General features: G+C 74.4%; 20 protein-coding genes. 11 read left to right on the forward strand and 9 right to left on the reverse strand.

Annotated features, from left to right (window positions below):
- Positions 1 to 175: 175 nt before the first annotated feature.
- The 5 genes from IEZ27_RS30030 to IEZ27_RS30050 form a co-directional block, all read right to left on the reverse strand.
- Positions 176 to 1,393, reverse strand: a complete 1,218-nt coding sequence (locus IEZ27_RS30030) for a cytochrome P450 family protein (RefSeq protein ID WP_189650327.1) — start codon at positions 1,391 to 1,393, stop codon at positions 176 to 178.
- Positions 1,394 to 1,424: 31 nt separating this feature from the next.
- Complete coding sequence (locus IEZ27_RS30035; protein ID WP_189650328.1) at positions 1,425 to 2,561, reverse strand: M29 family metallopeptidase; 1,137 nt, start codon at positions 2,559 to 2,561, stop codon at positions 1,425 to 1,427.
- Positions 2,562 to 2,750: 189 nt separating this feature from the next.
- Positions 2,751 to 3,860 (reverse strand): NAD(P)/FAD-dependent oxidoreductase, encoded by a 1,110-nt coding sequence (locus IEZ27_RS30040; protein ID WP_189650329.1) that lies wholly within the window; start codon positions 3,858 to 3,860, stop codon positions 2,751 to 2,753.
- A complete protein-coding gene (locus IEZ27_RS30045; protein ID WP_189650330.1) occupies positions 3,857 to 4,891 on the reverse strand; it encodes a cucumopine synthase-related protein in 1,035 nt (344 codons plus the stop codon). Before IEZ27_RS30045 ends, IEZ27_RS30040 begins: the two co-directional genes overlap by 4 nt.
- A 246-nt stretch (positions 4,892 to 5,137) precedes the next feature.
- The gene (locus tag IEZ27_RS30050; RefSeq protein WP_229824473.1) at positions 5,138 to 6,244 is read right to left on the reverse strand and encodes a S1 family peptidase; all 1,107 of its coding nucleotides are present in this window, start codon (positions 6,242 to 6,244) and stop codon (positions 5,138 to 5,140) included.
- A gap of 297 nt (positions 6,245 to 6,541) precedes the next feature.
- Here IEZ27_RS30050 and IEZ27_RS30055 point away from each other — a divergent pair, with 297 nt between their 5' ends.
- The 9 genes from IEZ27_RS30055 to IEZ27_RS30095 all read left to right on the forward strand — a co-directional run bounded on the left by IEZ27_RS30055 (position 6,542) and on the right by IEZ27_RS30095 (position 19,642).
- On the forward strand, positions 6,542 to 6,685 hold the full coding sequence (locus IEZ27_RS30055) for a hypothetical protein (RefSeq protein WP_229824474.1): 144 nt from the start codon (positions 6,542 to 6,544) through the stop codon (positions 6,683 to 6,685).
- 218 nt (positions 6,686 to 6,903) lie between these two features.
- Entirely contained in the window at positions 6,904 to 7,659 is a 756-nt protein-coding gene (gene dhbA, locus IEZ27_RS30060; RefSeq protein ID WP_189650331.1) for a 2,3-dihydro-2,3-dihydroxybenzoate dehydrogenase, read from the forward strand.
- Between the two features lie 16 nt (positions 7,660 to 7,675).
- On the forward strand, positions 7,676 to 8,770 hold the full coding sequence (locus IEZ27_RS30065; RefSeq protein WP_229824475.1) for an isochorismate synthase: 1,095 nt from the start codon (positions 7,676 to 7,678) through the stop codon (positions 8,768 to 8,770).
- 29 nt (positions 8,771 to 8,799) lie between these two features.
- The gene (locus IEZ27_RS30070; protein ID WP_229824476.1) at positions 8,800 to 10,314 is read left to right on the forward strand and encodes a (2,3-dihydroxybenzoyl)adenylate synthase; all 1,515 of its coding nucleotides are present in this window, start codon (positions 8,800 to 8,802) and stop codon (positions 10,312 to 10,314) included.
- A gap of 1 nt (position 10,315) precedes the next feature.
- A complete protein-coding gene (locus IEZ27_RS30075; protein ID WP_189650333.1) occupies positions 10,316 to 10,963 on the forward strand; it encodes an isochorismatase family protein in 648 nt (215 codons plus the stop codon).
- Entirely contained in the window at positions 10,956 to 11,174 is a 219-nt protein-coding gene (locus IEZ27_RS30080; protein ID WP_189650334.1) for a phosphopantetheine-binding protein, read from the forward strand. The genes IEZ27_RS30075 and IEZ27_RS30080 overlap by 8 nt, the downstream gene beginning before the upstream one ends.
- Positions 11,175 to 11,229: 55 nt before the next feature.
- Positions 11,230 to 18,096, forward strand: coding sequence for an amino acid adenylation domain-containing protein (locus tag IEZ27_RS30085; RefSeq protein ID WP_229824477.1), 6,867 nt, complete (start codon positions 11,230 to 11,232; stop codon positions 18,094 to 18,096).
- Positions 18,093 to 18,287: an MbtH family protein gene (locus tag IEZ27_RS30090; protein WP_189650335.1), complete on the forward strand. Its 195-nt coding sequence runs from the start codon at positions 18,093 to 18,095 to the stop codon at positions 18,285 to 18,287. The genes IEZ27_RS30085 and IEZ27_RS30090 overlap by 4 nt, the downstream gene beginning before the upstream one ends.
- Positions 18,284 to 19,642, forward strand: coding sequence for an MFS transporter (locus IEZ27_RS30095; RefSeq protein WP_189650336.1), 1,359 nt, complete (start codon positions 18,284 to 18,286; stop codon positions 19,640 to 19,642). Before IEZ27_RS30090 ends, IEZ27_RS30095 begins: the two co-directional genes overlap by 4 nt.
- Here IEZ27_RS30095 and IEZ27_RS30100 read toward each other — a convergent pair.
- From IEZ27_RS30100 to IEZ27_RS30110, 3 genes are read right to left on the reverse strand one after another with little or no spacing between them, the layout of a single operon-like run.
- A complete protein-coding gene (locus IEZ27_RS30100) occupies positions 19,632 to 20,747 on the reverse strand; it encodes an amidohydrolase (protein WP_229824478.1) in 1,116 nt (371 codons plus the stop codon). The two genes, IEZ27_RS30095 and IEZ27_RS30100, sit on opposite strands and share 11 nt — an antisense overlap.
- Entirely contained in the window at positions 20,744 to 21,835 is a 1,092-nt protein-coding gene (gene fes / locus IEZ27_RS30105; protein ID WP_189650337.1) for an enterochelin esterase, read from the reverse strand. Before fes ends, IEZ27_RS30100 begins: the two co-directional genes overlap by 4 nt.
- A 1-nt stretch (position 21,836) precedes the next feature.
- Entirely contained in the window at positions 21,837 to 23,915 is a 2,079-nt protein-coding gene (locus tag IEZ27_RS30110) for an iron chelate uptake ABC transporter family permease subunit (protein ID WP_189650338.1), read from the reverse strand.
- A gap of 58 nt (positions 23,916 to 23,973) precedes the next feature.
- Here IEZ27_RS30110 and IEZ27_RS30115 point away from each other — a divergent pair, with 58 nt between their 5' ends.
- Both IEZ27_RS30115 and IEZ27_RS30120 read left to right on the forward strand, forming a co-directional pair.
- Positions 23,974 to 24,945, forward strand: a complete 972-nt coding sequence (locus IEZ27_RS30115) for an ABC transporter substrate-binding protein (RefSeq protein WP_189650339.1) — start codon at positions 23,974 to 23,976, stop codon at positions 24,943 to 24,945.
- Positions 24,946 to 25,170: 225 nt separating this feature from the next.
- Positions 25,171 to 25,377, forward strand: coding sequence for a hypothetical protein (locus IEZ27_RS30120; protein WP_194521974.1), 207 nt, complete (start codon positions 25,171 to 25,173; stop codon positions 25,375 to 25,377).
- A gap of 210 nt (positions 25,378 to 25,587) precedes the next feature.
- Here the strand turns inward: IEZ27_RS30120 and IEZ27_RS30125 are convergent, their stop codons facing one another.
- The gene (locus IEZ27_RS30125) at positions 25,588 to 26,160 is read right to left on the reverse strand and encodes an NADPH-dependent F420 reductase (protein WP_189650341.1); all 573 of its coding nucleotides are present in this window, start codon (positions 26,158 to 26,160) and stop codon (positions 25,588 to 25,590) included.
- Positions 26,161 to 26,222 lie beyond the last annotated feature (62 nt).

A 26,222-nucleotide genomic window follows, 5' to 3' on the forward strand; every position in this document is an offset into this window, starting at 1 on the left:
CCCCTGGAGGTCGGTCCGGTTCCCGAGCGCGGATGCTCATTCATCTAAAAACGCCTGACACAGGCGTCGCAACGGACGGATGGGGATGCGGCACTTTCTGAGAAACCACCCCCGGACAATCCGCACATTCGGAGAAACCGGACGTCACCGGCCTGCCGCCGGCCTGTCGCGGGCCTCAGCGGGAGGCGGGCGGGCCGAGCAGCACCGGCAGGCCGCGTATGCCGTTGTCCAGCAGGGAGGTGAGCCGGGGCAGGTCGTCGGCGGGTCCGGCCGCGCGCAGCTCCGGGAACGCCGCGAACAGCGCCGGCAGCGCGACCTCGGCCTGCAGCCGGGCCAGCGGCGCGCCGAGGCAGAAGTGCGGCCCGTGCCCGAACGCCAGGTGCGGCACGGACGGCCTGGTCACGTCGAAGTCGGCGGCGTTGTCGCCGTACCGCTCGGGGTCGCGGCCGGCGGCGGAGAAGCAAGCGAGGACGGCCTCGCCCGCCCGCAGCCGGACACCCTCGATCTCCAGGTCCTCCATGGCGTAGCGCATCGGGAAGTAGGCGTTGGGCGACTCCCAGCGCAGGGCCTCTTCCACGGCCGCGCTCCACGGCACGGCCCCTGAGAGCAGCAGCTCAAGCTGAGCGGGCCGGCCCAGCAGGGCGCGTACGGCGTGCGCGATGAGGTTGATCGTCGTCACGTGCCCGGCGATCAGCAGCACCTGCACGGTGTCGCGCAGCTCGGCGTCGTCGAGCTGTCCCTGCCCGTGCAGCGCGATCAGCTCGCTCGTCAGGTCCTCGCCGGGCGTGGCGCGGCGCAGCTCGATGATCTCGCCGACCATCTCGAACAGCGCCCTGCGTCCCTCGGAGGAGTCCGGCGGGCTCTGGGCGAGCTGCACCACCTGGTCGGTGAGCGCGCGCAGGGGCTCCCGGTGGGAGTCGGGGATGCCGAGCATCTCGACGATGACGCGCAGCGGCAGCGGGTAGGCGTACTCGGCCCGCAGGTCGATCGGCTCGTCCGGCGGCAGGGCCGCCAGTTCCTCCAGCAGGTCGCCGACGATGGAGGTGATCCAGGGCTCCATCCGCTGCACCTGGCGCGCGCTGAACAGCTTGACCAGCGGGCCGCGCAGCCGCCGGTGCTCCTCGCCGTCGGCGTTGAGCATGGACGCGTCGGTGACCAGCCGCATCAGGGACGTGCCCTGCGGCGCCGCGGCGCGGGCCTCGGCGTCCCAGTACCGGATGTCGCGCGTCATGGCCGGATGGGACAGCACCGCCTCCAGCGTCGAGTGGCTGGTGGCGGCCCAGGCCCGCACCCCCTCGACCAGTACGGGGACGAGCGAACCGGCCCGGCGCAGCAGCTCGTCGCTCGCGTGCAGGTCGAGGGTGGCCGGGTCGAGAACGAACTCGGGATCCATGGTCATCCTGTCTGTCGGTACGGTCTGACGGTCATCGGCTCGACGTCGCCCCGCTGTAGCGGCGGGGGAGGACCATGACCGGGTTGTCGTCGAGGATCACGTCCGGCGGGCCGAACCTCTCGGCCACGCGGCGGATCTCGGGGTCGTCGAGCAACAGGAGCCGGCCGTTGTCGATCAGCGGCTCGTCGTCGGCGTACAGGGTGGGCCGGTCGACCTGGCAGTCGCAGTGGGCGAAGCCGGGCGCGTCGGTGACGGGCACGCCGCCGGTGAGCGCGTCGAGGCCGCAGTAGAACGCGCCGGCGTGCTTCTCCCGCTCGAACTGGGTGCCGCCCGCCACACGCACCTTCGGGTTGAGCCCGATCAGGGCGTGGCGCAGGTAGAAGCCGCCGGGGGAGAAACGCCGCAGCCGGTCGGCCGCCGTCCCGCCCGCGATCTCCTGGACCACGTTGCCGGACAGGACGACGCGCAGCGGCTCCTCGGGCACGCCGGTCACCGTGCAGTCCTCGACGACGAGCACGCCCTCGGCCTCGGAGGGCCAGAAGTTGACGCCCCCGTACGGGAAGGGCCGCCACTGGCCGGGGCCGGGCGGCTCCTCGTCCGGCATGAGGGTCAGCCCGGACAGCGTGAGATCGGTGCCGGCCGCCGAGGTGATCCGGATCTTCCCGGTCGTGGAGAGCTTCTGCAGCATGAGGTGCACCAGGGCGTAGAAGACCTCGTTGGGAAAGCGCGCGCCGGTGAGCAGCGCGCCGGCCGTGGCGCTCATGTGCAGGGACGCGAACCGCACCGGCAGGGCCCTGATCTCGTCGAAGAACAGCGGCGCGGTGTGCACCTCGCCCCACCAGGTGCAGGCGACGACGACGTCGGACGCCCCGACGGCGGCCCGCTCGACGTGGTGCCCGGCCCCGCTGTCCCAGCCGCCGGGGCTGAACGGCGCCACCGACAGGATGTGCACGTCGGCGTCGCGGTAGGCGGCCGCGGCCGCGATGGCCTGGACGACGACCGGATCGACGGTGTGCTCGGCCAGCACCAGCACCCGCTCGCCCGGCGCCACCCGCAGGTAGTGCATCAGGTTACGGGCGCCGGGCATCAACTCGACGATCGAGTACGGCGCCGCCGTCGGCTCGGTCGCGTAGCTGAAGGGCGAAGTGGCGTACGGATTCGTGGTCATGCGATGTCCCCCCGGATCCGGTCGTACCCGCAGGCGTGTCAACCCGCGGCAACGTCACGCATTGAACGCGGAAAGGATGAGCCGCCCCCCCCGCCGCCCCCTCCCGCCGCACCCGCCGGCGCGGTGGGCACGGCGGGTGCGACGGAGGCTGCGGGCGCTGCGGGTACGGCTGGCGTTGCGGGCGGGCTCTCAGCGGGAGCGTCGCCGCGCGGTCGCCGACAGCTCGGCCGGGTCGAAGCCGAACACGTCCGAGGGGTCGTTGCCCAGGTACAGGTCGCGGACCAGTTCCCCGGCGGCCGGGGCGTTGCACAGCCCGTGGCCGGAGAACCCGGTGGCGTACAGGAACGCGGGCGGTCCGGGCAGCCGGCCGATGAAGGCCGACCGGTCGGGGCTGGCGTCCCTGGGGCCGCGCACCGCCGTCTCCAGCCCGGACAGGTCCAGACCCGGGTACGTGGTGGCGAGCTGCGTCCTGGCCTTGGCGAACCAGGCGTCCCGGTCGGTGCCGGGGTTGCCCATGCCGATCAGGATCCGGTCGTCGCGCCGGCGGATCAGCAGCCCGCTGGCGGCGTGCAGAGTGACCGGCATGTCGGGAATCTCGGGCAGCGGGCCGGTGGTCAACAGCTCCTGCACCGCCGGCCCGGTCAGCGGCAGGTCCAGGCCCGCCGCCGACGCGATCCAGCCCGACCAGGCCCCGGCCGCGCACACGATCGCCTCCGCCGTGAGCGTGCCGTCCGCCGTCTCGATCCGCCCGGTGGCCGGGTCCACGGCGGTGACCGGGCAGCCGGTGCGCAGCGACGCCCCCGCCCGCGCGGCCCCCTCCGCGTACGCCTCCACGATCGCGGCCGTGTCGCTCACGAACGCCTGCGGCGACCACGCGGCCGCCAGCAGCGACGGCTCCTCGACCAGCGGGTTGAGCCGCCGGGCCTCCTCGGGCCCGATCAGCGACACGTCCACGCCCACGGCCCGCTGCGCGGGCAGCTCGGCCTCGAACCTGTTCACCTGCTCCCGTTCGGTGAACAGCACGAGGTAGCCCACCTGCCGCAGCGGCAGCTCGGCGCCGGGCCAGCGCGGGAACGACTGGTACGCGGACAGGCTGCGCACCGCCATCGCCGAGCTGACCGGATCACCCGAGAAGTAGGCCCGCAGCACGTCCGCGGTGGCCTTGGAGGCGCCGGATGCCAGGTCGTCGCGTTCCAGGACGACGGTCTCGATCCCCGCCTCGGCCAGGTGGGCCGCGATCGACAGGCCGATCACGCCGCCCCCGATGACCACCACCTCGGCCCGGTCGGGCCGGCTCATGCCGGGGCCACCGTCCCGTCCGGTACGGGAGGCAGCAGCGAGCCCGACACCCGGCCCGGCACCGGACGTGCCACCGGGGCCACCGTGCCGTCCGAGCGCAGGTGTTCGTCCACCTGCCACGGGAAGAGCTGGAGGTTCCAGGCGCCCAGGCAGTTGACGTACAGGGCCATGTGGGCCATCAGCGCGACGAAGTCCTCGCGGTCCTGGAGCTGGTCGGCGACCTCCAGCGCGCGCTCGGTGAACTCGTGCAGCTTGTTCAGGCCGCAGTAGCCGAGGAACTCGGCCGGTGTGGCGGCCATGATGCGCGCCATCTGCTGCAGGAACTCCAGCGGGAGCTGCTGCTGCTGGGCCGCCCGGACCAGGCCGGAGTAGCAGCAGTAGCCCAGCGGGCGGGTCTCGCCGTTGACGAACAGCATCGTGGTCAGCGTGGTGCCGAAGCTGCCCGCGCCGGAGGCGATCCTGCCTTCGTGCAGGTCGACCAGCTCCTGCGGCGGGTCGAGCCAGATGCGCTCGATCTCGTCGTGCAGCTCGGCGAGCAGGCGGTCCGCCTCGGCGTCCTGGGCCGTCGGCCGCCGGAGCTGGTGGCCGCCGCCGTCGCCGGCCCTGCGTACTTCGACGATCACCGGCTGGCCGCCGGAGTACACCGACTGCCACACCGCCTGGCCGGCCTCGGCCAGCGCGTCGAGGTCCTCCTCGCGGACGGTGCCGATGGGCGTGGCGGGCATGGGCTCGCTCAGCGGGCCGTACTTGATGCCGAGGTGCTGCAGGCGGGAGCAGAACACCGAGCCGTCCGGCGCGATGCGCCGGTCGATCTTGTGCACGGCCGGCACGTGCAGCAGCTCGGGCAGCGGGGCCAGGTGGTAGAGGTGGTGGCCCGCCACGAGGGCGTGGCCTTGCAGGCTTCGGTACGGCAGGGTCTGCCACAACGCGTCGGCTAGGTCGCTGTTGCGGCCGTCGAGGTCTGCTGTGACCGATACGCCGATGGTGGGCCAGAGTATTTCTATCTGCCGCTCAGTGGCCGATTTGTTCATAACGCGGACAGTAACACAGTCGTTACGAGGCGTAATTAAGGGGGTCGAGCTCGCCCGGAGGGGGGGTTTCCGAGCGAGGGGCCGCCGGGGGCGGTCGTCGCACGCGCCGGCGGAGAAGATTTGGCGCCCCAGTCGCTGCCGACCGGGGCGATGCCAACATTATGGTGTTTTGTCTGGTTTGTATAGGTTTCTTGACGTAAACGTGCGGGCCGCGTGCGCACGCGGCCCGCACGGTGGAGCCGGTGATCAGAAGACGCTCACCCCGTAGGCGCTCAGCGCCTCGGTGACCGGCTGGAAGAACGTCGTGCCGCCGCTGGTGCAGTTGCCGCTGCCGCCGGAGGTCAGGCCGAGCGCGATGCCGCCGGAGAACAGGGCGCCGCCGCTGTCGCCGCCCTCGGCGCAGACGTTCGTCTTGATCATCTGACGTACGGTGCCCTCGGCGTAGTTGACGGTGGCGTTGAGCGCCGTCACCGAGCCGCTGTGCACGCGGGTCGTGCTGCCGCTGCGCTGCACCGACTGGCCGACGTAGGCGTTGCCCGCGCTGGTGATGTCACGGGAGCCGCCATAGAGGTCAACGCCGCCCGGGTGGGCGATGCTGGTGTTGGTGTAGCGGACGATGGCGTAGTCGTTGCCGGGGAAGCTGGAGCCCGAGGTGTTGCCCAGGGTCGTGGTCTTTCCGGAGTTGGAATACCAGGTGGAGGCGATGTTGCCGCAGTGGCCGGCGGTCAGGAAGTAGTAGGTCGAACCGCTGACCACGTTGAAGCCGAGCGAGCACCGGTACTGGCCACCGTAGATCGCGTCGCCGCCCTGGATGAACAGGCTGAACCTGCCGGGCTCGTTCTCGACGCGTACGGCGGGCGTGGCCGCCGCGCCCTGACCCTGGGCCGCCGCGGCCTGGGTGTTGGCCTGCTGCACCGCGATCTGGACCTTGGTGCGCGCGGTGGTGGCGACGGTGCTGTCCACCCAGACGACGACCTGGTTGGCGGCCGTGTCGACGGCCCAGGCGGTGCCGGGGACGGCGGCCGTACGGTCCAGGAAGGACATGATGGCCTCAAGAGAGGGGCCGCTGCGGGAGACGACGCGCGGTACGGCGCCGGAGGCGGTGATGGCCTCGGCGTCGGCGGCGTCGGTGGTGGTGACGACCATCTTGCCCTGCGCCTGGTCGAAGTAGGAGCCGGCGGTGCGGGCGCCGAGCTGCCCCTCCAACGCGGCCGCGGCGGCGGCCGGGTCGGCGGCGGGCTGGGCCGGCGCGGGCGAAGCCTGGGCGGGTACGCCCGTGAACGCGCCGGTGAGGAGTCCGGCGGTGGCGACGATCAGTGCGCCGCGCCGGATTCGTAAGCCATGGATGCTCACTGGAGCCTCCTGAGGGTGGGGTGACTTGCCCGCAAATATGAACAAAATCCCCAAGGAGGGCAAGAGGCTCTCATACTGATTTTTTGACCGGGAGTAATAGGCGTAGGCAGGATCGTGGCCGTCCCTGATGGGTTGCTGACCTGGACTGATGCTCCTGGGGAAAAAGATCGTAAACAGCTCGATCCGGACTCATGAAAAGTTCGGACCGGCCTTTTCGGTGCTGTCAGGAAACATATTTACGCCCTGTAAGAACCGGACGGCCGGCCCGGCGGGCGGCGCGCCCGTACCGACACCAAGATGCCGATCACCCCGGCCCTGCTCTCCCTCCAGGGCCAGTACGTCTCCTCGTGGAGCGTCATCGCCGCGGTGCCCACGGCGGCGGTTTTCCTGCGTTTCCAGCGGCACTTCGTCGGAGGTCTGGCGCTCGGCGCCGTCAAGTAGACGCACGACCGGCGGCGTGGCCGCGGCCTTCGGGCCGCGGCCACGCCGCTTTTTCGTGTTCACGTCTCTGACCTGCGGTGACATCACCGATCTCGCTCCTCGTGCGGCCCTCGGGGCGGTCGCCGCCGGTCCCGGACAGCGCCCTTGACAGACAGGAACTTTACCTTCAAATTAGGCAAGGCTTACCTAACTAAAACATTCGGGGAGGGCTTGCCGCAATGGACGGGATAGACGGCGGCGTCGCCTTGGTGACCGGCGCGGCCCAAGGCATAGGAGCGGCCGTCTGCGCCGCCCTGGCCGAGGCCGGGGCCAAGGTCGCCGCGGCCGACCTGCGACCGGCGAACGGCGGCGACGGGCTGCCGTACCGCATGGACGTACGCGACGCGGGCGACGTCGAACGGGTCGTCGCCGCGGTCGAACGAGACCTCGGCCCGATCGCGATCCTGGTCAACGTCGCCGGCGTGCTGCTGCCCGGCGAGGTGGACGGGACCGGCGACGACCACTGGCGGCAGAGCTTCGCCGTCAACGCCGACGGCGTCTTCCACGCCTCCCGGGCCGTCGCCCGCCGGATGACGCCACGGCGGCGCGGCGCGATCGTCACCGTCGGCTCCAACGCCGCCGGCGTGCCACGGGCCGGCATGGCCGCCTACGCGGCATCCAAGGCGGCGGCCCGCATGTTCACCCGCTGCCTCGGCCTGGAGGTGGCCCGGCACGGCATCAGGTGCAACGTCGTCTCACCCGGCTCGACCGACACCGCCATGCTGCGCGCGCTGTGGGCCGGCGCCGACCCCGACGAGGCCCTGTCGGCCACCCTGCACGGCGACCCGGCCGCCTTCCGCGTCGGCATCCCGCTCGGCCGGGTGGCCGACCCGGCCGACGTCGCCGACGCCGTGGTGTTCCTCTGCTCGGAGCGGGCCAGGCACATCACCATGCACGACCTCCTCGTGGACGGCGGCGCGACCCTTCGCGCCTGACGAGATTGGACCTACATTGCATCTGCTGACAACCGCGGCGGATCCGCTGGCGGGCTACGACCGCGCGGAGTCGGTGTTGTTCGCCTCCGCCCGCGGCACGCTGCTCACCCGCGGGGTGCGCGGCGTCGCCGCCGGCGACCTGGCCGACCTGGCCGGGCGGGTGGACGGGCCGGCCGCCGGGGCCATCGGCTTCGACGGCACGGCTCACCTGATCCTGCCCGAGTCCGAGACCTGGTCGCCGCCGCTCCCGCCGGGCGCCGCCCCCCTGGTCAGCGGCGGCTGGTGGAGCAGGCGGGTGCCCGAGCCGGCCGCCTACGCCGCCGCGGTGCGCGAGGCGCTGGCCGAGCTGGAACGCGGCGACCTGGCCAAGGTCGTGCTCGCCAGGACCGTGGAGCTGCGTTCCGACGAGCCGATCGACCTGCCGGGGCTGCTGCGGCCGCTGCTCGGCCACGGCTACTCCTTCGCCGCGCCGCTGCCCGGCGGCCGTACGCTCACTGGCGCCAGCCCCGAGCTGCTGGTCTCCCGCCACGGCCGCGCGGTGGTCAGCAACCCGCTGGCCGGCTCGGCGGCCCGCTCCGCCGACCCCGCCGAGGACCGGCGCAGGGCCGCCGCGCTGGCCGCCTCCGCCAAGGACCTGCGCGAGCACCGGCTGGTCGTGGAGGCCGTCGCCGACGCGCTCGCGCCGTACTGCTCGGGCCTTCAGGTGCCCGGCACGCCCGAGCTGACCTCCACCGAGAGCATGTGGCACCTGTCCACCCGCGTCACCGGCACGCTGCGCGACCCCGGCACCCGCGTGCTCACGCTGGCCGCCGCCCTGCACCCGACTCCCGCCGTCTGCGGCACGCCCGAGAGCGGGGCACGCCGGATGATCGAGGAGCTGGAGCCGTTCGACCGCGGCTTCTACGCCGGGCTCGCCGGCTGGACCGACGCCGCCGGCGACGGCGAGTGGGCGGTGGCCATCCGCTGCGCCGAGGTGGCCGAGCACACCCTGCGCCTGTACGCCGGCGCCGGCATCGTCACCGGCTCAGACCCCGAGGCGGAACTGGCCGAGACCTCCGCCAAGTTCCGCACCATGCTGCGCGCTCTGGGGGTCTCCGATGCGCTGGTGTGAGCACCCGCGACGGGCCACGGAGGTGCGGCGTGCACTGGTCTGAGGAGGAGGCCGCGCGCTACCGGGCGGCCGGCTACTGGCGCGGCGAGACGTTCGGCGGCCTGCTGCGCGACCTGGCCGCCGCGTACGGCCCCCGCACCGCCCTGATCTCGCCCGGCGACCGCTGGACCTTCCGCGACCTGGACGAACGCGCCGACCGCCTGGCCGCCGGCCTGCGGGCGAGCGGCGTCGGCCCAGGCGACCGCGTCGTGGTCCAGCTCCCCAACGTGCCCGAGTTCCACCAGGTGTGCTTCGCGCTGTTCAGGATCGGCGCCTGGCCGGTGTTCGCGCTGCCCGCGCACCGCTCGGCCGAGATCTCCTACTTCTGCTCCTTCACCGAGGCCGCCGCCTACATCTGCCCCGACGACGAGCACCGGGCCTTCGCCCCCGGCACGCCCGCGCACGTCCTCGGCGAGCTGCCCGAGGCCGACCCGGCCGACCCGGCCGAGCTGCCCGGCCCGCGCCCCGGCGACGTGGCCTTCCTCCAGCTCTCGGGCGGCAGCACCGGGCTGCCCAAGCTCATCCCGCGCACCCACGACGACTACATCTACAGCTTCCGCGCCAGCGCGGAGATCTGCGCGCTGCGGCCGGACAGCGTCTACCTGTGCGCGCTGCCCGCCGCGCACAACTTCCCGATGAGCTCGCCCGGCGTGTTCGGCGCGCTGAGCGCCGGGGCCGCGTCCGTGCTGGCCCCCGACCCCAGCCCTGGCACCTGCTTCCCGCTCGTCGAGCGCGAGCGCGTCACGATCGCCGCCCTCGTCCCGCCGCTCGCCCTGGTCTGGCTGGAGGCCGCCGCCACCACCGGGCACGACCTGTCCAGCCTGGAGGTGCTCCAGGTCGGCGGCGCCAAGTTCGGCCGGGAGGCGGCCAAGCGGGTGCGGCCCGAGCTGGGCTGCACGCTCCAGCAGGTGTTCGGCATGGCCGAGGGCCTGGTCAACTACACCCGCCTGGACGACGACGAGGAGACGATCGTCGCCACGCAGGGACGTCCCATCTCGCCGGACGACGAGATCCGCGTCCTGGACGACGACGGCCGTGAGAGCGACCAGGGCCACCTGCTGACCCGCGGCCCGTACACCATCCGCGGCTACTGGCGGGCCGAGGAGCACAACCGGACGGCCTTCACCGCCGACGGCTTCTACCGCACCGGCGACATCGTCCGGCGCACCCCGACCGGCCACCTGATCGTCGAGGGACGCGCCAAGGACCAGATCAACCGGGGCGGCGAGAAGATCGCGGGCGAGGAGGTCGAGAACCACCTGCTGGCCCACCCGGCGGTCCACGACGCCAGCGTGGTCGCCGTGCCCGACCCCTACCTGGGCGAACGCGCCTGCGCCTACCTCATCTGCCGCGGCGACCCGCCCAGCCGGGCCGAGCTGCGCGCCTTCCTGCGCGAACGCGGCATCGCCGCCTTCAAGATCCCTGACCGGTTCGAGTTCGTCGACGCCTTCCCGCAGACCGCGGTCGGCAAGGTCAGCAAGCGCCAACTCCGCGAAAGGACATGACATGCCGATCCCCAGGATCGAACCGTACGCCATGCCGTCCGAGCTCCCGGCCAACCGGGTGGAGTGGCGGCCCGACCCGCGCCGGGCCGTGCTGCTCGTGCACGACATGCAGAACTACTTCCTGCGCGCCTTCACCCCCGGCCGCTCGCCGATGGTCGAGCTGATGGCCAACGTGCTGGCGCTGCGCGAACGCTGCGCCGAGCTCGGCGTGCCCGTCGTCTACTCCGCCCAGCCCGGCGCCCAGAGCGCCGAGCAGCGCGGCCTGCTGCTCGACTTCTGGGGCTCCGGCATCGGCGCCGACCCGCGCGAGGCCGCGATCGCCGACGAGCTGACGCCGGGGGAGGGCGAGGTGCTGCTCACCAAGTGGCGCTACAGCGCCTTCCAGCGCACCGGGCTCGCCGAGCTGATGGCCGCCCAGGGCCGTGACCAGCTCGTCGTCTGCGGCGTGTACGCCCACATCGGCGTGCTGATGACCGCCTGCGAGGCGTTCATGCGGGACGTCCAGGCGTTCGTGGTCGCCGACGCCGTCGCCGACTTCTCCCGGCGGCACCACGAGATGGCCCTCACCTACGCCGCCGAGCGGTGCGCCGTCACCACCACGACCACGCGCGTCAGCCGCGACCTGGCGCGGGCGGTGGCCGGTGTCTGACACCGCCGAACGCCTGCGCGCCCAGATCGCCGAACTCCTGTACGTCGAGCCCGCCGAGCTGGGCCTGCACGACGACCTGCTGGACGCCGGGCTCGACTCCATCAGGGTGATGACGCTCATCGAGGCGTGGAAGCGGGAGGGCCGCGAGATCGGCTTCCCCGACCTGGTGGACCGGCCCACCATCGCGGCCTGGGCGGAACTGCTGACATGACCCCCGCCCGTACCCTCACCCCCGCCCCCGACCGCGTCCACGAGGAGCGGCCCGCGTGACCCTCCAGACCATGCCGCTCACGGGCGCCCAGGCCGGGATCTGGCTCGCCCAGCGCCTGGACCCCGCCAACCCCATCTACAACGCCGCGGACCGCATCGACCTGCGCGGCCCGCTCGACGCCGCCGTGTTCGGCCGGGCGCTGGAACGCTGCCTGGCCGAGGCCGAGCCGCTGCGCCTGCGCTTCACCGCCGAACCCGCCCAGTACCTGCCCGACTACGACTCCCTGCGCGGCTGCCTGACCGTGCTCGACCTGCGTGCCGAGCCCGACCCCGAGGCCGCGGCGGACGCCTGGATGCGGGCCGACCTGGCCACCCCCGTGGACGTCGTCACCGGCCCCCTGTCGCGGCACGCGCTGCTGCGCCTGGCCGACGACCACCACGTCTGGTACCTGCGGGCCCACCACATCCTCATCGACGCCTACGCCCTGTCGATGCTGGTCGGCCGGACCGCCGACGTCTACACGGCGCTGGCCGACGGGCTGGCGCCGGGCGCGGGGCCGTTCGGGTCCATGGCGCCGGTGCTGGCCGAGGAGGAGGCGTACCTGGCCTCGGAACGGCGGGAGCGCGACCGGGCGTACTGGCTGGAGCGGCTGGCCGGCGCCCCCGAGCCCCCCGGACTGGCCGGGCCGCCCGCGTTGTCGGCCCGTGAGGTCGTCCGGCGGCGCGCCCCGCTGCCACCCCTTCCCCGATGGGACGACCTGGCCCGCCAGGCCCGCGCCACCTGGGCCGACGTCGCCGCCGCCGGGCTGGCCTGCTACCTGGGACGGCTCACCGGCGACACCGACGTGCTGATCGGCCTGCCGCTGATGAACCGTACGGGGGCCGCCGCGCGGGTGCCGTGCCTGACGGTCAACGTGCTGCCGGTCAGGCTCGACGTACGGCCGGACCACACGGTCGGCGACCTCGTCGGCCAGGCCGCGCGCCGGATCGCCGAGGCCCGCCGCCACGGCCGCTACCGCGTCGAGGACCTGCGCCGCGACCTGGGCCTCGGCGGGACGTCGCGAGCCCTGTTCGGGCCGCTGCTCAACATCAAGCCGTTCCCGGCGGAGACGAAGTTCGGCCGGGCCACCGGCACCGTCACCAACCTGGCCGCCGGCCCGGTGGACGACCTGGCCGCGGCCCTGCTGCCCGACGGCGACCGCCTCACCCTCGAACTCGACGGCAACGCCGCCCTCTACGACCCGGCCACCCTGGCCGCCCACACCCGCCGCCTGGCCCGCTTCCTCACCACCCTGACCACCTCCGCTCCCGACACGCCCCTCGGCCGCCTGCCCCTGCTCACCCCCGAGGACCGTATGTCCCTCCGCCCGGCCACCGCCGGGGCCGTACGGCGGACCCGTACGAGCGGGCGGACCGTGGTGGACGCCTTCCTTGACCAGGTACGGCGCACCCCCGGCGAGACGGCCCTGGTCTGCGACGGCGAACCGGTCACGTTCGGCCGGCTGGGCGAACGGGTGGACCGGCTGGCCCGGCGGCTGGCCGCCAACGGCGCGGGCCCAGAACGGGTCGTGGCCGTCGACCTGCCGCGCTCGGCCGGCCTCGTGGTGGCCCTGCTCGCGGTGTTGCGCAGCGGCGCCGCCTTCCTGCCGATCGACCCCGCCTACCCGGCGGACCGCCGTGCCTTCATGCTGGCCGACGCGGCCCCGTCCGTCGTGCTCACCCCCGGCTGGACCGGGGACGCGCCCGGGACGGAGACGGCGCCGCCGCTCCCGGAGCCGGGCGACGCCGCGTACGTCATCTACACCTCCGGCTCCACCGGCCGCCCCAAGGGCGTGGTCGGCACCCACGGCGGCCTGGCCGCCCTCCTGGACTCCCACCGCGAACGCCTGTTCCCGGACGGGGGCAGGCTGCGCGTCGCGCACACGGCGTCGTTCTCCTTCGACGCCGCCCTCGACCCGCTGCTGTGGATGATCGGCGGCCACGAGCTGCACCTGCTCGGCGACGACCTCTACCGCGACCCCGAGGCCCTGACCGCCTACGTCCGCGAGCACGGCGTCGACTACCTCGACCTGACCCCGTCCCACCTGAAGGAGCTGCCCGGACTGCTGGCCGAGCCGCCCGGTGTCGTCGTGGTCGGCGGCGAGGCCGTGCCCGGCCCGCTGTGGCGGACCCTGCGCGAACGCACCCGCGCCGTCAACCACTACGGCCCCACCGAGGCCACGGTCGACGCCTACACCTGGCTCGGCGACGGCTCGGAAGGGCCGACCGCGGGCTCGTCCGCGCACGTGCTCGACGACGCCCTGCACCCGGCGCCGCCGGGCGCCACGGGGGAGTTGTACCTGGCGGGGGAGGGGCTGGCCCGCGGCTACCTGGGCCGTCCCGGGCTGACCGCCGAACGGTTCGTCGCCGGTCCCGGCGGCTCGCGCCTCTACCGTACGGGCGACCGCGCCCGCTGGGCCGCGCCCGGCCGGCTGGAGCTGCTCGGCCGGGCCGACGACCAGGTGAAGGTACGCGGCGTGCGGATCGAGCCCGCCGAGGTCGAGGCCGTGCTGGAGGAGCACCCGTCGGTGGCCGCCGCCGCGGTCGCCGTGCGTGCCGACCGCCTGATCGCCTACGTCGTCCCCACCCATGGCGGCGAGCCCGGACGGGAGGCCGCGGAGCTCGCGCGGTTCGCCGCCTCCCGGCTGCCCGCCGGGATGACGCCCGCGCGGATCGTCGGCCTGGAGTCGCTGCCCCGCACCCCCAACGGCAAGCTCGACCGCGCCGCGCTCCCCGCGCCCGAGGCCGCCCAGGGCGGGGGAAGACTGCCCGACGGCCCGCGCGAGGAGGCGATGTGCGGCCTGTTCGCCGAGGTCCTGGGCGTCCCGGCGGCCGGTCCCGATGACGGCTTCTTCGACCTCGGCGGCCACTCGCTGCTGGCCGCCCGCCTCACGGTCCGCGTCAGGGAGACCTTCGGCGCCGCCCTCCCGATCAGGGCCGTGTTCGACGCCCCCACCCCCGCCGGGCTGGCCGCCGGACTCGGCGTCACCGCCGTCCCCCGCCCGCCCCTGCGCAGGCGTCCGCGGCCCGATCCCGTGCCGTTGTCGTCCGCGCAGGCCAGGCTCTGGTTCCTGTACCGGATCGAGGGGGCCGACCCGACGTACAACATCCCGCTGGCGGTCCGGCTGACCGGCCCGGTGGACCGCGCCGCGCTGCGGGCCGCGCTCGGCGACCTCGTGGCCCGTCACGAGATCCTGCGCACGGTCTTCCCCGAACGCGACGGCGTCCCCTGCCAGCGGATCCTGGACCGGCACGCCGTCGCGCTGCCCGTCTGGCAGCCCGACGAGCTCCGCCAGGCGATGCGCCGGATCGCCCGGCGCGGCTTCGACCTGGCCACCGAGCCGCCGTTCCGCGCCCATCTGCTGCGCGCCGGCCGGGATGAGCACGTGCTCATGCTCGTCCTGCACCACATCGCGGGCGACGGCTGGTCGGCCGGACCGCTGGTCCGGGACCTGACGACGGCGTACGAGGCCCGCGGGAAGGGCGCAGCCCCGGCGTTCGAGCCGCTGCCCGTCCAGTACGCCGACTACACCCTGTGGCAGCGCGACCTGCCCGCCACCGGCCTGGAGCACTGGCGGGCCGCGCTGGACGGCCTGCCCGACCGGCTGGAACTGCCCTTCGACCGGCCGCGGCCCGCCGTGCTGGGCGGCGAGGGCGGCACGGTCCCCGTGGCGTTCCCGCCCGCGCTCATGGCGGAGATCGGGGCGCTGGCCCGCCGCGCCCGCGCCAGCGTCTTCATGGTGCTGCACGCCGCCCTCGCCGCCCTGCTCACCCGGCTCGGCGCGGGCACCGACATCCCGATCGGCACGCCGGTCGCCGGCCGCGGCGACAGCGCCCTGGACGGCAGCGTCGGCTTCTTCGTCAACACGCTCGTGCTGCGCGCCGATACCTCGGGAGACCCGTCGTTCGCCGAGCTGCTGGACCGGGTCAGGGCCGCCGACCTGGCCGCGTTCGACCACGCCGAGCTGCCCTTCGACCGGCTCGTCGAGGCGCTGAACCCGCCCAGGTCGCGCGAACGGCACCCGCTGTTCCAGGTCATGCTCGTCCACCAGGACGCCCCCGAGCCGCCCGGCGTCGAGGTCGTGCACACCGGGACGGCGAAGTTCGACCTCACCCTGAACGTCGGCCCCGCCGGGACCGGCTTCCTGGAGTACAACCGTGACCTGTTCGACCGGGTCACCGCCGCCGCCCTCGTGCGCCGCCTGACCGGGCTGCTGGAACAGGTCGTCGCCGACCCCGGCAAGCCCGTCGGCGGCCACGAACTGCTCGACGCCGCCGAACGCCGCACCCTGATCGAGGAGTGGAACGGCGACCTGGTCAGCGAGCCCGGCGACACCCTGCCCGGCCTGTTCGAGGCCCAGGCCCGCCGTACCCCGGACGCCGTCGCCGTGGGCACGTGGACGTACGCCGAGCTCAACGCGCGCGCCAACCGGCTGGCGCACAAGCTCATCGCCCACGGCGCCCGCCCCGGCGCCCTCGTCGCCCTGTCGCTGGACCGCTCGCCGGACCTGGTCGCGGCGCTGCTCGCGGTGGTCAAGACGGGCGCGGCCTACCTGCCGCTCGACCCGTCCTACCCGGCCGGCCGGATCGACCACATGATCGCCGACGCCGGGCCGGTGTGCGTCGTGGACGCCGCCTGGCCGGCCGACCTCGGCGACTGGCCGGACCACGACCCGGAGCGCGACCTGCGGCCCGGCGACGCCGCGTACGTCATCTACACCTCCGGCTCGACCGGGCGGCCCAAGGGCGTGGTGGTCACCCACCACAACGTGGTGCGGCTGCTGTCGGCCACCGACGCGTGGTTCGGGTTCGGGCCCGGCGACGTGTGGACGCTGTTCCACTCCTACGCCTTCGACTTCTCGGTGTGGGAGTTGTGGGGCGCGCTGCTGTACGGCGGCCGCCTGGTCGTGGTGCCGTACGAGACCAGCCGGTCCCCGTACGATCTGCTCGACCTGCTGGAACGCGAGCGCGTCACGGTGCTGAACCAGACGCCGTCGGCGTTCTACCAGCTCGCCGCCGCCGACGACGGCCGCGACCTGGCCCTCCGGTACGTGATCTTCGGCGGCGAGGCGCTGGAGCCCGCCCGGACGGCCGCCTGGCGCGCCCGCCGGCCGGACCTGCCGCGCCTGGTCAACATGTACGGCATCACCGAGACGACCGTGCACGTCACCCACCACGTGCTGCCGCCCGACGACCAGCACGGCGAACAGCCCGGCGACCAGTACGGCAGCCCGATCGGGCGCGGCATCCCCGACCTGCGCGTCTACGTCCTGGACGACGCCCTGCGGCCGGTGCCCCCGGGCGTCACCGGCGAGATGTACGTGGCCGGCGACGGGCTGGCGCGCGGCTACCTCGGCCGCCCCGGGCTGACCGCCGAGCGGTTCGTCGCCGACCCGTTCGGGCGGCCCGGGACCCGCATGTACCGCTCCGGCGACCTGGCCCGATGGCGTGCCGACGGGACGCTCGACCACATGGGACGGGCCGACCAGCAGGTCAAGGTGCGCGGCTTCCGCATCGAGCCGGGGGAGATCGAGGCGGCGCTGCTGCGGCACCCGTCCGTCGCCCAGGCCGCCGTGATCGTCCGCGAGGACCGGCCCGGCGACAGACGCCTCACGGCCTACGTCGTCCCCCCGCCCGCCGAACCGTCCCTCCCGCCAGGCCCCGCGCCGGACGTCGCGCCGGTCGGTGAGGGGGACGACGTGCGGGCGTTCGTGGCGCGGACGCTGCCCGGTTACATGGTGCCGGCCGCCGTCGTCCGGATGCCCGCGCTGCCGCTCACCGTCAACGGCAAGCTCGACCGCGCCGCCCTGCCCCCGCCCGAGGCCCCCGAGAGCGGGGGCAGGCTGCCGGACGGCCCGCGCGAGGAGGCGATGTGCGCGCTGTTCGCCGAGGTGCTCGGCCTGCCCCGGGTGGGCGTGGACGACGGCTTCTTCGACCTCGGCGGCCACTCGCTGCTCGCGGTCCGCCTGGTGGCCAGGGTCAAGGAGGTGTTCGGCGCGGAGGTGTCCATCGGGACGCTGTTCGAGGCGCCGACCGCCGCCGCGCTCACCGCCCTGGCCGAGGGCGGCGCGCGTACCGATCCGCTGCGGGTGTTGCTGCCGCTGCGCGAGACCGGCTCCGGCGCGCCGCTGTTCTGCGTGCACCCGGCGGGCGGGCTGAGCTGGTGCTACAGCGGCCTGATCCGGCACGTGCCGGACCGCCCGATCTACGGGCTCCAGGCCCGCCGCGACCGGCTGCCCACCTCGTTGCGCCGGCTGGCCGCCGACTACGTGGCCCAGCTCCGGCTGGTGCGGCCGCGCGGGCCGTACCATCTGCTGGGCTGGTCGACCGGCGGGATCATCGCCCAGGAGATGGCCGTTCAGCTGCGGCTGGCCGGGCAGGAGGTCGCGCTGCTGGCCGTCCTGGACGCCTACCCGGCCGAGGGCATGCGCGACCTGCCGCCCTCCGACGAGGCCGAGGCGCTGGAGGCGCTGCTCACGATGGGCGGCTTCGCCCCCGACGCCGCCCTCACCCTGGAGCGCGTGACGGAGATCCTGCGCCGCGAGTCCAGCCCGCTGGCCGGGCTGCCGGCCGCCACGCTCACCGAGCTGAAGGACCTCTACCTCAACACCAACCACCTGGTACGCGCCCTCGACACCCGCCGGTTCGACGGCGACGTGCTGTTCTTCCGCGCCACCGTCGACACGGTGGACGACACCCTGACCGCCGACACCTGGCGCCCGCACGTCGGCGGCACGATCGAGTCGTACGACGTCGCGTGCAGCCACAAGGACATGACGCGGCCCGGCCCGATCGCCGAGATCGGCGCGGTCGTCGCCGCCCGCCTCGCCTGCCTCGACCCCACCCCCACCCCTGACCCCGCGACCCAGGAGCAGACCCCGTGAACCCCTTCGACGACCCGGACGGCCGCTTCCTCGTCCTGGCCAACGACGAGGACCAGCACTCCCTGTGGCCCTCCTTCGCCGCCGTGCCCGACGGCTGGTCCGTCCGCTTCGGGCCGGACGGCCGGGCCGCCTGCCTGGCCTACGTCGAAGCCTCCTGGACCGACCTGCGCCTCCGCGGCCTGCGAAGGTGAGGGGACGCGTACTCGCCGTCTACGTCACGGCGATGTGCATGAGCGGCCTGGACGCCACGATCGTCAACCCGGCGCTGTTCGCCGTCGCCGCCGACCTGGGCGTGCCGCCCGCCGCGGCCAACGCCGTGGAGTCGGCGTTCCTGGCCAGCCTCGCGGTCGCCATGCCGGTCGCCGGCTGGCTGTGCGACCGGTACGGCGCCCCCCGCGTGTTCCTGGCCGCGCTCGCCGCGTTCACGGCGGCCTCCGGGTTGTGCGCGCTGTCGTGGGACCTGGGCTCGCTGGTGTGCTTCCGGATCCTCCAGGGCGCGGCGGGCGGACTGCTGACGCCCGCCGGGATGGCCATGCTGTTCGCCGCGTACGCCCCCGAGGAGCGTATGCGGCTGTCCCGGTACGTCGTCGTGCCGACCGCGCTCGCGCCCGCGCTCGGCCCGGTGCTCGGCGGCCTGCTGGCCGACACGCTGTCGTGGCGCTGGGCGTTCCTGGTCAACCTGCCGCTCGGCGGCGCGGCCCTGCTCGCCGGGGCCGCCGCGCTGCGGCGCGCCCCCGTGCCGGGCGGCGGCGGCCGGCTGGACGTGCGCGGCCTGCTGCTGGCCGGCGCCGCCTCCGGCCTGCTGATGTACGGGCTGAACGAGGCCGCCTCCGGCGGGTCGCCGCTCGCCTGGGCGGCGCTGCCCGCCGGAATCGCCCTGGTGTGGGCGCTGGCCAGGTCGGCGCGCACCGCCGAGCTGCCGCTGCTGGACCTGGCGCTGCTGGCCGACCGCGGCTTCCTGCGCGGGGCCGCCACCGCCACGCTGTCGGCCGCGGGCCTGCTCGGCATGTTGTTCGCCTTCCCCGTGATGTACCAGGACGTGCTGGAGGCCACGGCCACCGAGGCCGGTCTCGTGGTCTTCCCCGAGGCGCTGGGGCTCATGGCCGCCGGGTTCCTGGTGGACCGCGCCTGCGCCCGCTGGGGCGAGCGGCGGGTGGTGGCGGCGGGGCTGCTCGGCGGCGCGGCGCTGTTCGCGTTCCTCGCCCTGGCCGGGCCGGGGCCGTGGACGTTGCGGGTGGTCATGTTCGCCGTCGGGCTGGTGCTCGGGCAGGCCGTGACGGCGGTGCAGGTGTCGGCGTTCACGACGGTCGGGCCGGAGGTGATGGGCCGGGCCATGACCGTGTTCCAGTCGCTGCGCATGCTCGGCGGCGGGCTCGGAGTGGGCGTGTGCGCGGCGGCGGCGGCCCTTTTCGGGTACCGCGCCGCGCTGCTGGCCGCGGCGGCGTTCCTGCTGGCCGCGTACGGGACCGCGGTGCTGCTGCGGCCCGCCGCGGCCGGCGGGGCGGCCGGCGGGAACGCCGTGCGGGAGGCCGGGACTACCGGCTGAGCGCCAGGTCGGCGGCCGTCCGCGCGAGCAGCACGGCCGCCTCCAGGAGGGCTCGGTCGGCCGCCGGGGCCGCCGCCGCGGCCGCGAACTCGGCGTCGTGCGGCACGGCCCCGCCCGACCCGATGTCCAGCATGGGGTGGATGGCCGGGATGACGTGCGAGACGTTCGCCATGTCGGTCATCGCGAACGGCTCCCGCTCCACCGGCGCCGGACGGCCGAGCGCGGCGGCGTTGGCCGCGTACAGACCGGCCAGGACGGCGTCGTCGCGGAAGTCCAGGTAGTCGGGCTCCGGCCGGGTCAGCCGCAGCTCGCACCCGGTCGCCACCGCCGCGCCGCGGAAGCAGGACTCCACCCGCGCCCGCAGCTCGGCCAGGTCCCGCGCGGCGGCGGCCCTGATCTCGTAGGAGGCCGTGGACCTGGCGGGGATCACGTTGGGCGCCTCGCCCGCCGAGGTGACCACGCCGTGCACGTGCCGGTCGCGCGGGAGTTGCTGGCGCAGCAGGCCGATCGCCACCTGGGCCAGCGTCATGGCGTCGGCCGCGTTGCGCCCCTCGTGCGGGGCGAGCGTGGCGTGCGCGGCGCGCCCGGTGAACCCGGCCTCCAGCGTGCCGAGCGCGAACGAGCGGAACCGGACGGTCTCGAACGACCCCGGATGCACCATCATGGCCGCGTGCGCGCCGTCGAACACGCCGGCCTCCAGCAGCAGCGCCTTGCCGCCGCCGCGTTCCTCGGCCGGGGTGCCGACGACCCGTACGGTCAGGCCCAGCTCGTCGGCGAGCGGCGCCAGCGCCAGGCCCGCGCCGGTCGCCGCGGCGGCGATGACGTTGTGGCCGCAGGCGTGGCCGAGACCGGGCAGCGCGTCGTACTCGGCGCAGAAGGCCACGGTCAGCGGGCCCGTGCCGAGGGAGGCGGAGAAGGCCGTCGGCAGGCCGCCCGCGCCCGCCGTCACCGTGAAGCCGCCCGCCTGAAGGGTCTCGGCGGTCCAGGCGGCCGCCCGGTGCTCCTCGAAGGCGGTCTCGGGATGGGCGTGGATCCGGTGGCTGAGCGCGACCAGTTCGGGGGCGTGGGCGCGCACGTGCCCGGCGATCAGGTCCTTGACGTTCACAGCCGGCCCGCAGCCAGGTCGGTGAGGCCGTCGGCCAGGCCGCCGAGCCAGCAGGCCGGGTCGTGGCCGCCGTTGTACTCGGTGAAGCTCACCTCGTAGCCCTGGGCGGCGAGCGTCTGGGCGAAGCGGCGGTTCTCCTCCAGCAACATCCACTCCAGCCGCCCGGCCTCCAGGTGGAAGCGTACGGGCAACCTCGGGGTGGCGGCGTACCGGCGGGTCAGGCGTTCGGGGTCCTCGTCCGGCCACCAGTACGACCCCGACTGCGACAGGACGTTGCCGAACCGTTCCGGAGCGAGGAAGGCGGCGTAGGAGGCGGTCAGCCCGCCGAGGCTCTGGCCCGCGATCACGGTCAGCCCCGGGTCGCCGGTCGCCCGCCACGTACGCCCGGCCCACGGCAGCAGATCGTCGGCCAGGTAGCGGACGAACGGCTCGTGGCAGGCCAGCTCCCGCAGCCGCGTGGGCCGGTCGACCGAGTCGGGCATCAGCACGACGGACGGCGGGATCCGGCCGTCGTGGACGAGGTTGTCCAGGGTGGCCGCGACGCGCCCGGCCCACACCTCGCCGTCCAACAGCACCACGACCGGATGCGGCCCGGCCGCCGAGCCGGGCGGGGTGTAGACCCACACCCGCCGCCCGCCGGACCGCTCCTCGCTCACCCGCCCGCGCGGCACCCCCGGCCGGTGCTCCCGGTACGGCTGCGGCGGCGCCTGCGGCAGCTCCAGGAGCGAGGAGGGACGCCGGCCGGGCGGGCCGGGCACGGTGAGCGGATTGCCGGGGTCGGGCACGGCCGTGCGCATGACCTGGAGCCAGGAGTCCCGGTCGGTGCCCGGCAGCCGGTCGCAGGGCAGGATCTGGTAGCCGGCGCGCAGGTCGGCGTCGAGCTCGTAGGTGAGCTGCAACAGGTCGCCCCCGGGGCGGGGGGTCATGACGTGCCCGCTGATGTCGCCGGCGTGCCGGTCGCGGTCGGTCACCGTGTTGATCAGCACGACCGCCTGCTCGCCGTGCGTCCTGGGCCGCCAGAGGAACGTCACCTTGCACCGGCCGGGCGTGCCGGACGGTTCGATGATCGGGGTGGGTGCGGGCGTCATGTCATGACCTCCGGTCCGACAGCAGGGTCCACAGCAGGAAGGGGCCGCCCAGGATGCTGGTCACGACGCCCACCGGGATCTCCGCGCCGTCGGCGGCCACGCGCCCGGCGGTGTCGGCGATCACGACGAGCGCCGCGCCGGTGAGCGGCGCGCCGATGAGCGGGAGGCGGGCGGGCCCGGCCAGCCGGGCGGCGATGACGGGCGCGGCCAGGGCCACGAACGCCACCGGCCCGGCCACGCCCGCCGCCAGCCCGGCGAGCACGACGGCCGTGACCAGCAGGAACATCCTGGTCCGGCCGGGATCGACGCCGAGCCCGGCGCTGACGTCCTCGTCGAAGCGCAGGACGGCGAGGCGGCGGGCCAGCGCGAGCGCGGCCGGGACGAGGACGGCCAGCCCCGCCGCCACGGGCAGGGCGACGCCGTAGTCGCGCCCGGCGAGGCTGCCCACGCTCCAGGAGTGCACGGCGGTGGCCGAGCCGAGCCCCTGCCAGGCCAGCAGCGACTGGGTGAGCGCGCCCGCCAGCGTGGTCAGCGCCAGGCCCGTGACGATGAACCGGTAGCCCTGCCTGCCGATGCCGCCCGAGACGGCGAACACGGCCACGGCGGCGGCCAGCGCCCCGACCGGGCCGATCCACCAGTGGGCGAACAGCGTGCCCGAGGCGGACGACATCCCGGCGGCCATGATGGCCATGACCGCGCCCTGGTTGATGCCGAGCATGTCGGGGGTGGCCAGCCGGTTGCGCGCCAGCGCCTGGGTCAGGCAGCCGGACAGCCCGAGCGCCGCCCCGGCCACCAGCCCGGCCACCACGCGCGGCAACCTGATCTCCTGGACGAGCAGCACGTGCCCGCCCTCGCCCGTGCCCGCCAGCGCCCGCAGCGCCTGCTCGGGCGTCATGCCCGACTGCCCGGCCGCGACCGCCGCCACGACGGCCGCCGCGGTGACCGCCAGCAGCAGCGCCGCCGCCGCGGACGACCGTACGGGGACCAGCACCGACCACCGCCGCCCCCGTACGGCCCGCGTGTCCGAGGGCAGCACCCCGGCGCCCCGGCCCCGGCGGGCGGCCGGCCGCGGCGACCGGGCCGGGACGAGGTCGCCCGGCCCGGCGGCGACCGCCCGCGAACGGGCCACGACGATCAGCACCGGCGCCCCCAGCACGGCGACCAGCAGCGAGACCGGCGCCTCGTACGGCCGTACGAGCACCCGGGCCAGCACGTCGGCCCCCAGCAGGACCACCGCCCCGGCCAGCCCGGACAACACGATCCGCGGCCCGACCCGGCCCGCGAGCAGGGTCCTGGAGACGTAACCGGCCAGCAGGCCGAGGAATCCGATCGGCCCCGCCACCGCGACCGCCGCGGCGCTGAGCAGCGTCACGGCCACCGACACCCACAGCCGCGTACGCCCCGGCCGGTGCCCGAGCGCCACGGCGAGGTCGTCGCCGAGCGCCAGCGCCGCCAGCGGCCGGGCCGCGAACGCCGCCATGACCAGCCCCGCCACGACCGCCGGCGCGATCGCCGGCACCCGGTCCATGGGGATCCCGGCCAGCGAGCCGAGGATCCAGTAGCGGTACTGGTCGAACGTCACCGGGTCGGCGACCAGCACGGCCGTGGTGATCCCGGTGAGCGTGGCCGACAGGGCGGCCCCGGCCAGCACCAGCTTCAGGGGCGAGAGCCGGGCCCCGACCGCGAGCACGAGCCCGGTGGCGAGGAGCGCGCCGCCGAGCGCCCACCCCAGGTACGCGCCGCCGGTCTGCGCGCCGGCGGTGACGATCCCGGCCACGACGCCGAGCGCGGCGCCCGCGTTCACGCCGAGCAGCCCGGTCTCGGCCAGCGGGTTGCGGGTGACCGACTGCAGCAGCATGCCCGACACGCCGAGCGCGGCGCCGACGACGAGGGCGGCCAGCGTACGCGGCAGGCGCAGGGTGTCCACCACCATCCGCAGGTGGCCGTCCCCGCCGCCGCCGAGCAGGTAGCCGATCACCTGTCCGGGGGCGACCCGGCCCGCGCCGGTGAGCATGGACGCCGCGCACAGGGCCAGCAGCGCGGCGGCACCCAGTGCGAAGACCCGGGCTTGCGCAAACATAAGGTAAGGCTAACCTAAAAAAGGTAAGGCTTACCTTCTTTCTAGCTCGGGAGCTCGTATGGCCCCTCTCCGCAGGGCCGGCGGCCTGTTCGCCGCCGCCGCCGCCGTTCTGACCGTCGTGGCGTGCGGCGCGTCCTCAACGCCCGCCGTGCCCGCTACGTCCGCCGCGCCGGGCGCGTCCGCCGCCGCGCCGGCCGTCCGGGAGGTCAAGGACGCCACCGGCACCCTGATCAAGGTGCCGGCCGAGCCCAAGCGCGTGGTCACCCTGACCCAGGAGGACCTGGACGCCGTTCTGGCCCTCGGCGTGACCCCGGTCGGCATCACCAACGGGCAGGGCATCGACACGCCGCCCGCGTACCTGGCCGACCGGGTCAAGGGCGTACCGATCGTGGGGAACCTGCTGCAACCGGTCATCGACAAGGTCGTCGAGGCCGCGCCGGACCTGATCCTCGCCGGCGACCTTCAGGACCAGCAGGTCCTCGACCAGCTCCGCAAGATCACCCCGGCCACCGTGGTGACGATGGCGCCCACCGACGACTGGAAGCTGTCGTTCATGGGCGTCGGCAACGCCCTCAACAAGCTGGACGTCGCCAAGAAGGTCATGGCCGACTACGACGCCCGCGTCGCCGAGGCCAAGACCGAGGTCAAGCCGGCCGAGGTGAGCATCGTGCGCTGGAACCCGCAGGGCCCGAGCTGGATGGAGAAGCGGCAGTTCGCCGGCTTCGTCGCCACCGACCTCGGCATGACCCGTCCCGCCGCCCAGGACAAGGACGGCACCGCCCACTCCATGCCGCTCAGCCTGGAGGCGCTGTCGGACATCGACGGCGAATGGCTGTTCGTCTCCACGCTGACCGCCGACGGCGAGAAGACGCTCGCCGAGATCCGGCAGACCCCGGCGTTCAAGGAGCTGAAGGCGGTCAAGGCGGGCCACGTGGTGTCGGTGAACGGCTCCGTCTGGAGCACCCGCGGAGCCCCGCTGGCCGCCGCCGTCGTCATCGACGACCTGGTCAAGGCCCTGACTGCAGGCTGACCGCGCCCGCGGGCCGGCCCGCGTGAGGTACGGGCCGTCACCGCTGTGCCGTCTCCTGGTGTTTCCGGTCGTCCGCATCCGCCCGCGGGGCTCGGCGCCGGACGCGCAGGCTCACCAGCCCGGTCACCGCCAGGCCGATCAGCCCCAGGGTCATGCCGATCCAGGCCGGTGCCGCGTACCCGTGCCCGGCCGACGGTGAGTCCGGCGAGCAGCGAGCCGAGGGCGTTGGCCAGGTTGAAGGCGCCGATGTTGGCCGCCGAGGCCAGGGCGGGCGCCTGTGAGGCGCTGTCCAGAACCCACGTCTGCAGCGGCGGGATCGTCGCGAAGGCGGCCACTCCGAACAGGACGATCGCGGCGATGAAGGCCGGCTGGTCGTCCGCCGCCACGGCGACGATCGCCGACAGGACGGTGAGGGCGCCGACGGAGACGTAGACCGCGGGCAGCGAACCGTAGACGAAGGCGGTCTTCGCCCCGGCGGCGATGAGGCGGCGGCCCAGTGCCTGGCCAATGCCGCCTGACGCCCCGGTGAGCAGGGCCACCCTGCCGGACAGATCGTGATCGCTCATCTCTCGCCCCTTCCGCCGCGCGTCGCGGTCGTACGGATGGCCGGCGGGCGGAATCCCGCCGGCCACGTCGGGATCGTCATGCCCGTGCCAGGGTGAGGCCGATGCTCGCGCCCATCCCCAGGCCGTACGCGAGCTGGATCAGCAGTTCCACGGCCGGCTCCAGGTAACGGGCGTTGGCCAGCGGCCCGGCGTCCACGGCGTCGAAGCCGAGCTGCGCGCCCAGCTCCAGCACGGTCTTCTTGGCGGTCTCGTCGTCGGCGGCCACCGGCAGGAACAGGCCAGGTGTGTCCAGCGTGGCGGCGAACACGGTGTTGAAGGCCTTGACGACTCGGGCGCCGGGCAGTGCGGCGGCCACCTGCTCGCCCGCCGAGGTGGTGTGCCCGATGGTCAGCGACATGAAGTCGGCCGCCAGCGGGTTGGTGACGTCGATCACGACCTTGTCCCGCAGGGCGGTCCTGATCCCGGCGTCGAACTGGGCGACGGCGGAGAACGGCACGGCCAGCACGGTGACGTCGGCCTCGGCGACCTGCGCGGCGACCTGGTCCGGGGCGGTGGAGGAGTTCGCCGTGGTGACCGTGTGCCCGGCCGTGGCGAGACGGCGTGCCAGCGCGGAGCCGACGTTGCCCTTGCCGATGATGCTGATCTTCATGAGTGGCCCTTCCAGGATGTGGGGCGCGTCGATGGCACGACGCGAAATGCGTCGAATTCGAC

Source organism: Nonomuraea spiralis (genome assembly GCF_014648435.1).
GTDB classification, from domain to species: Bacteria; Actinomycetota; Actinomycetes; order Streptosporangiales; family Streptosporangiaceae; genus Nonomuraea; species Nonomuraea spiralis.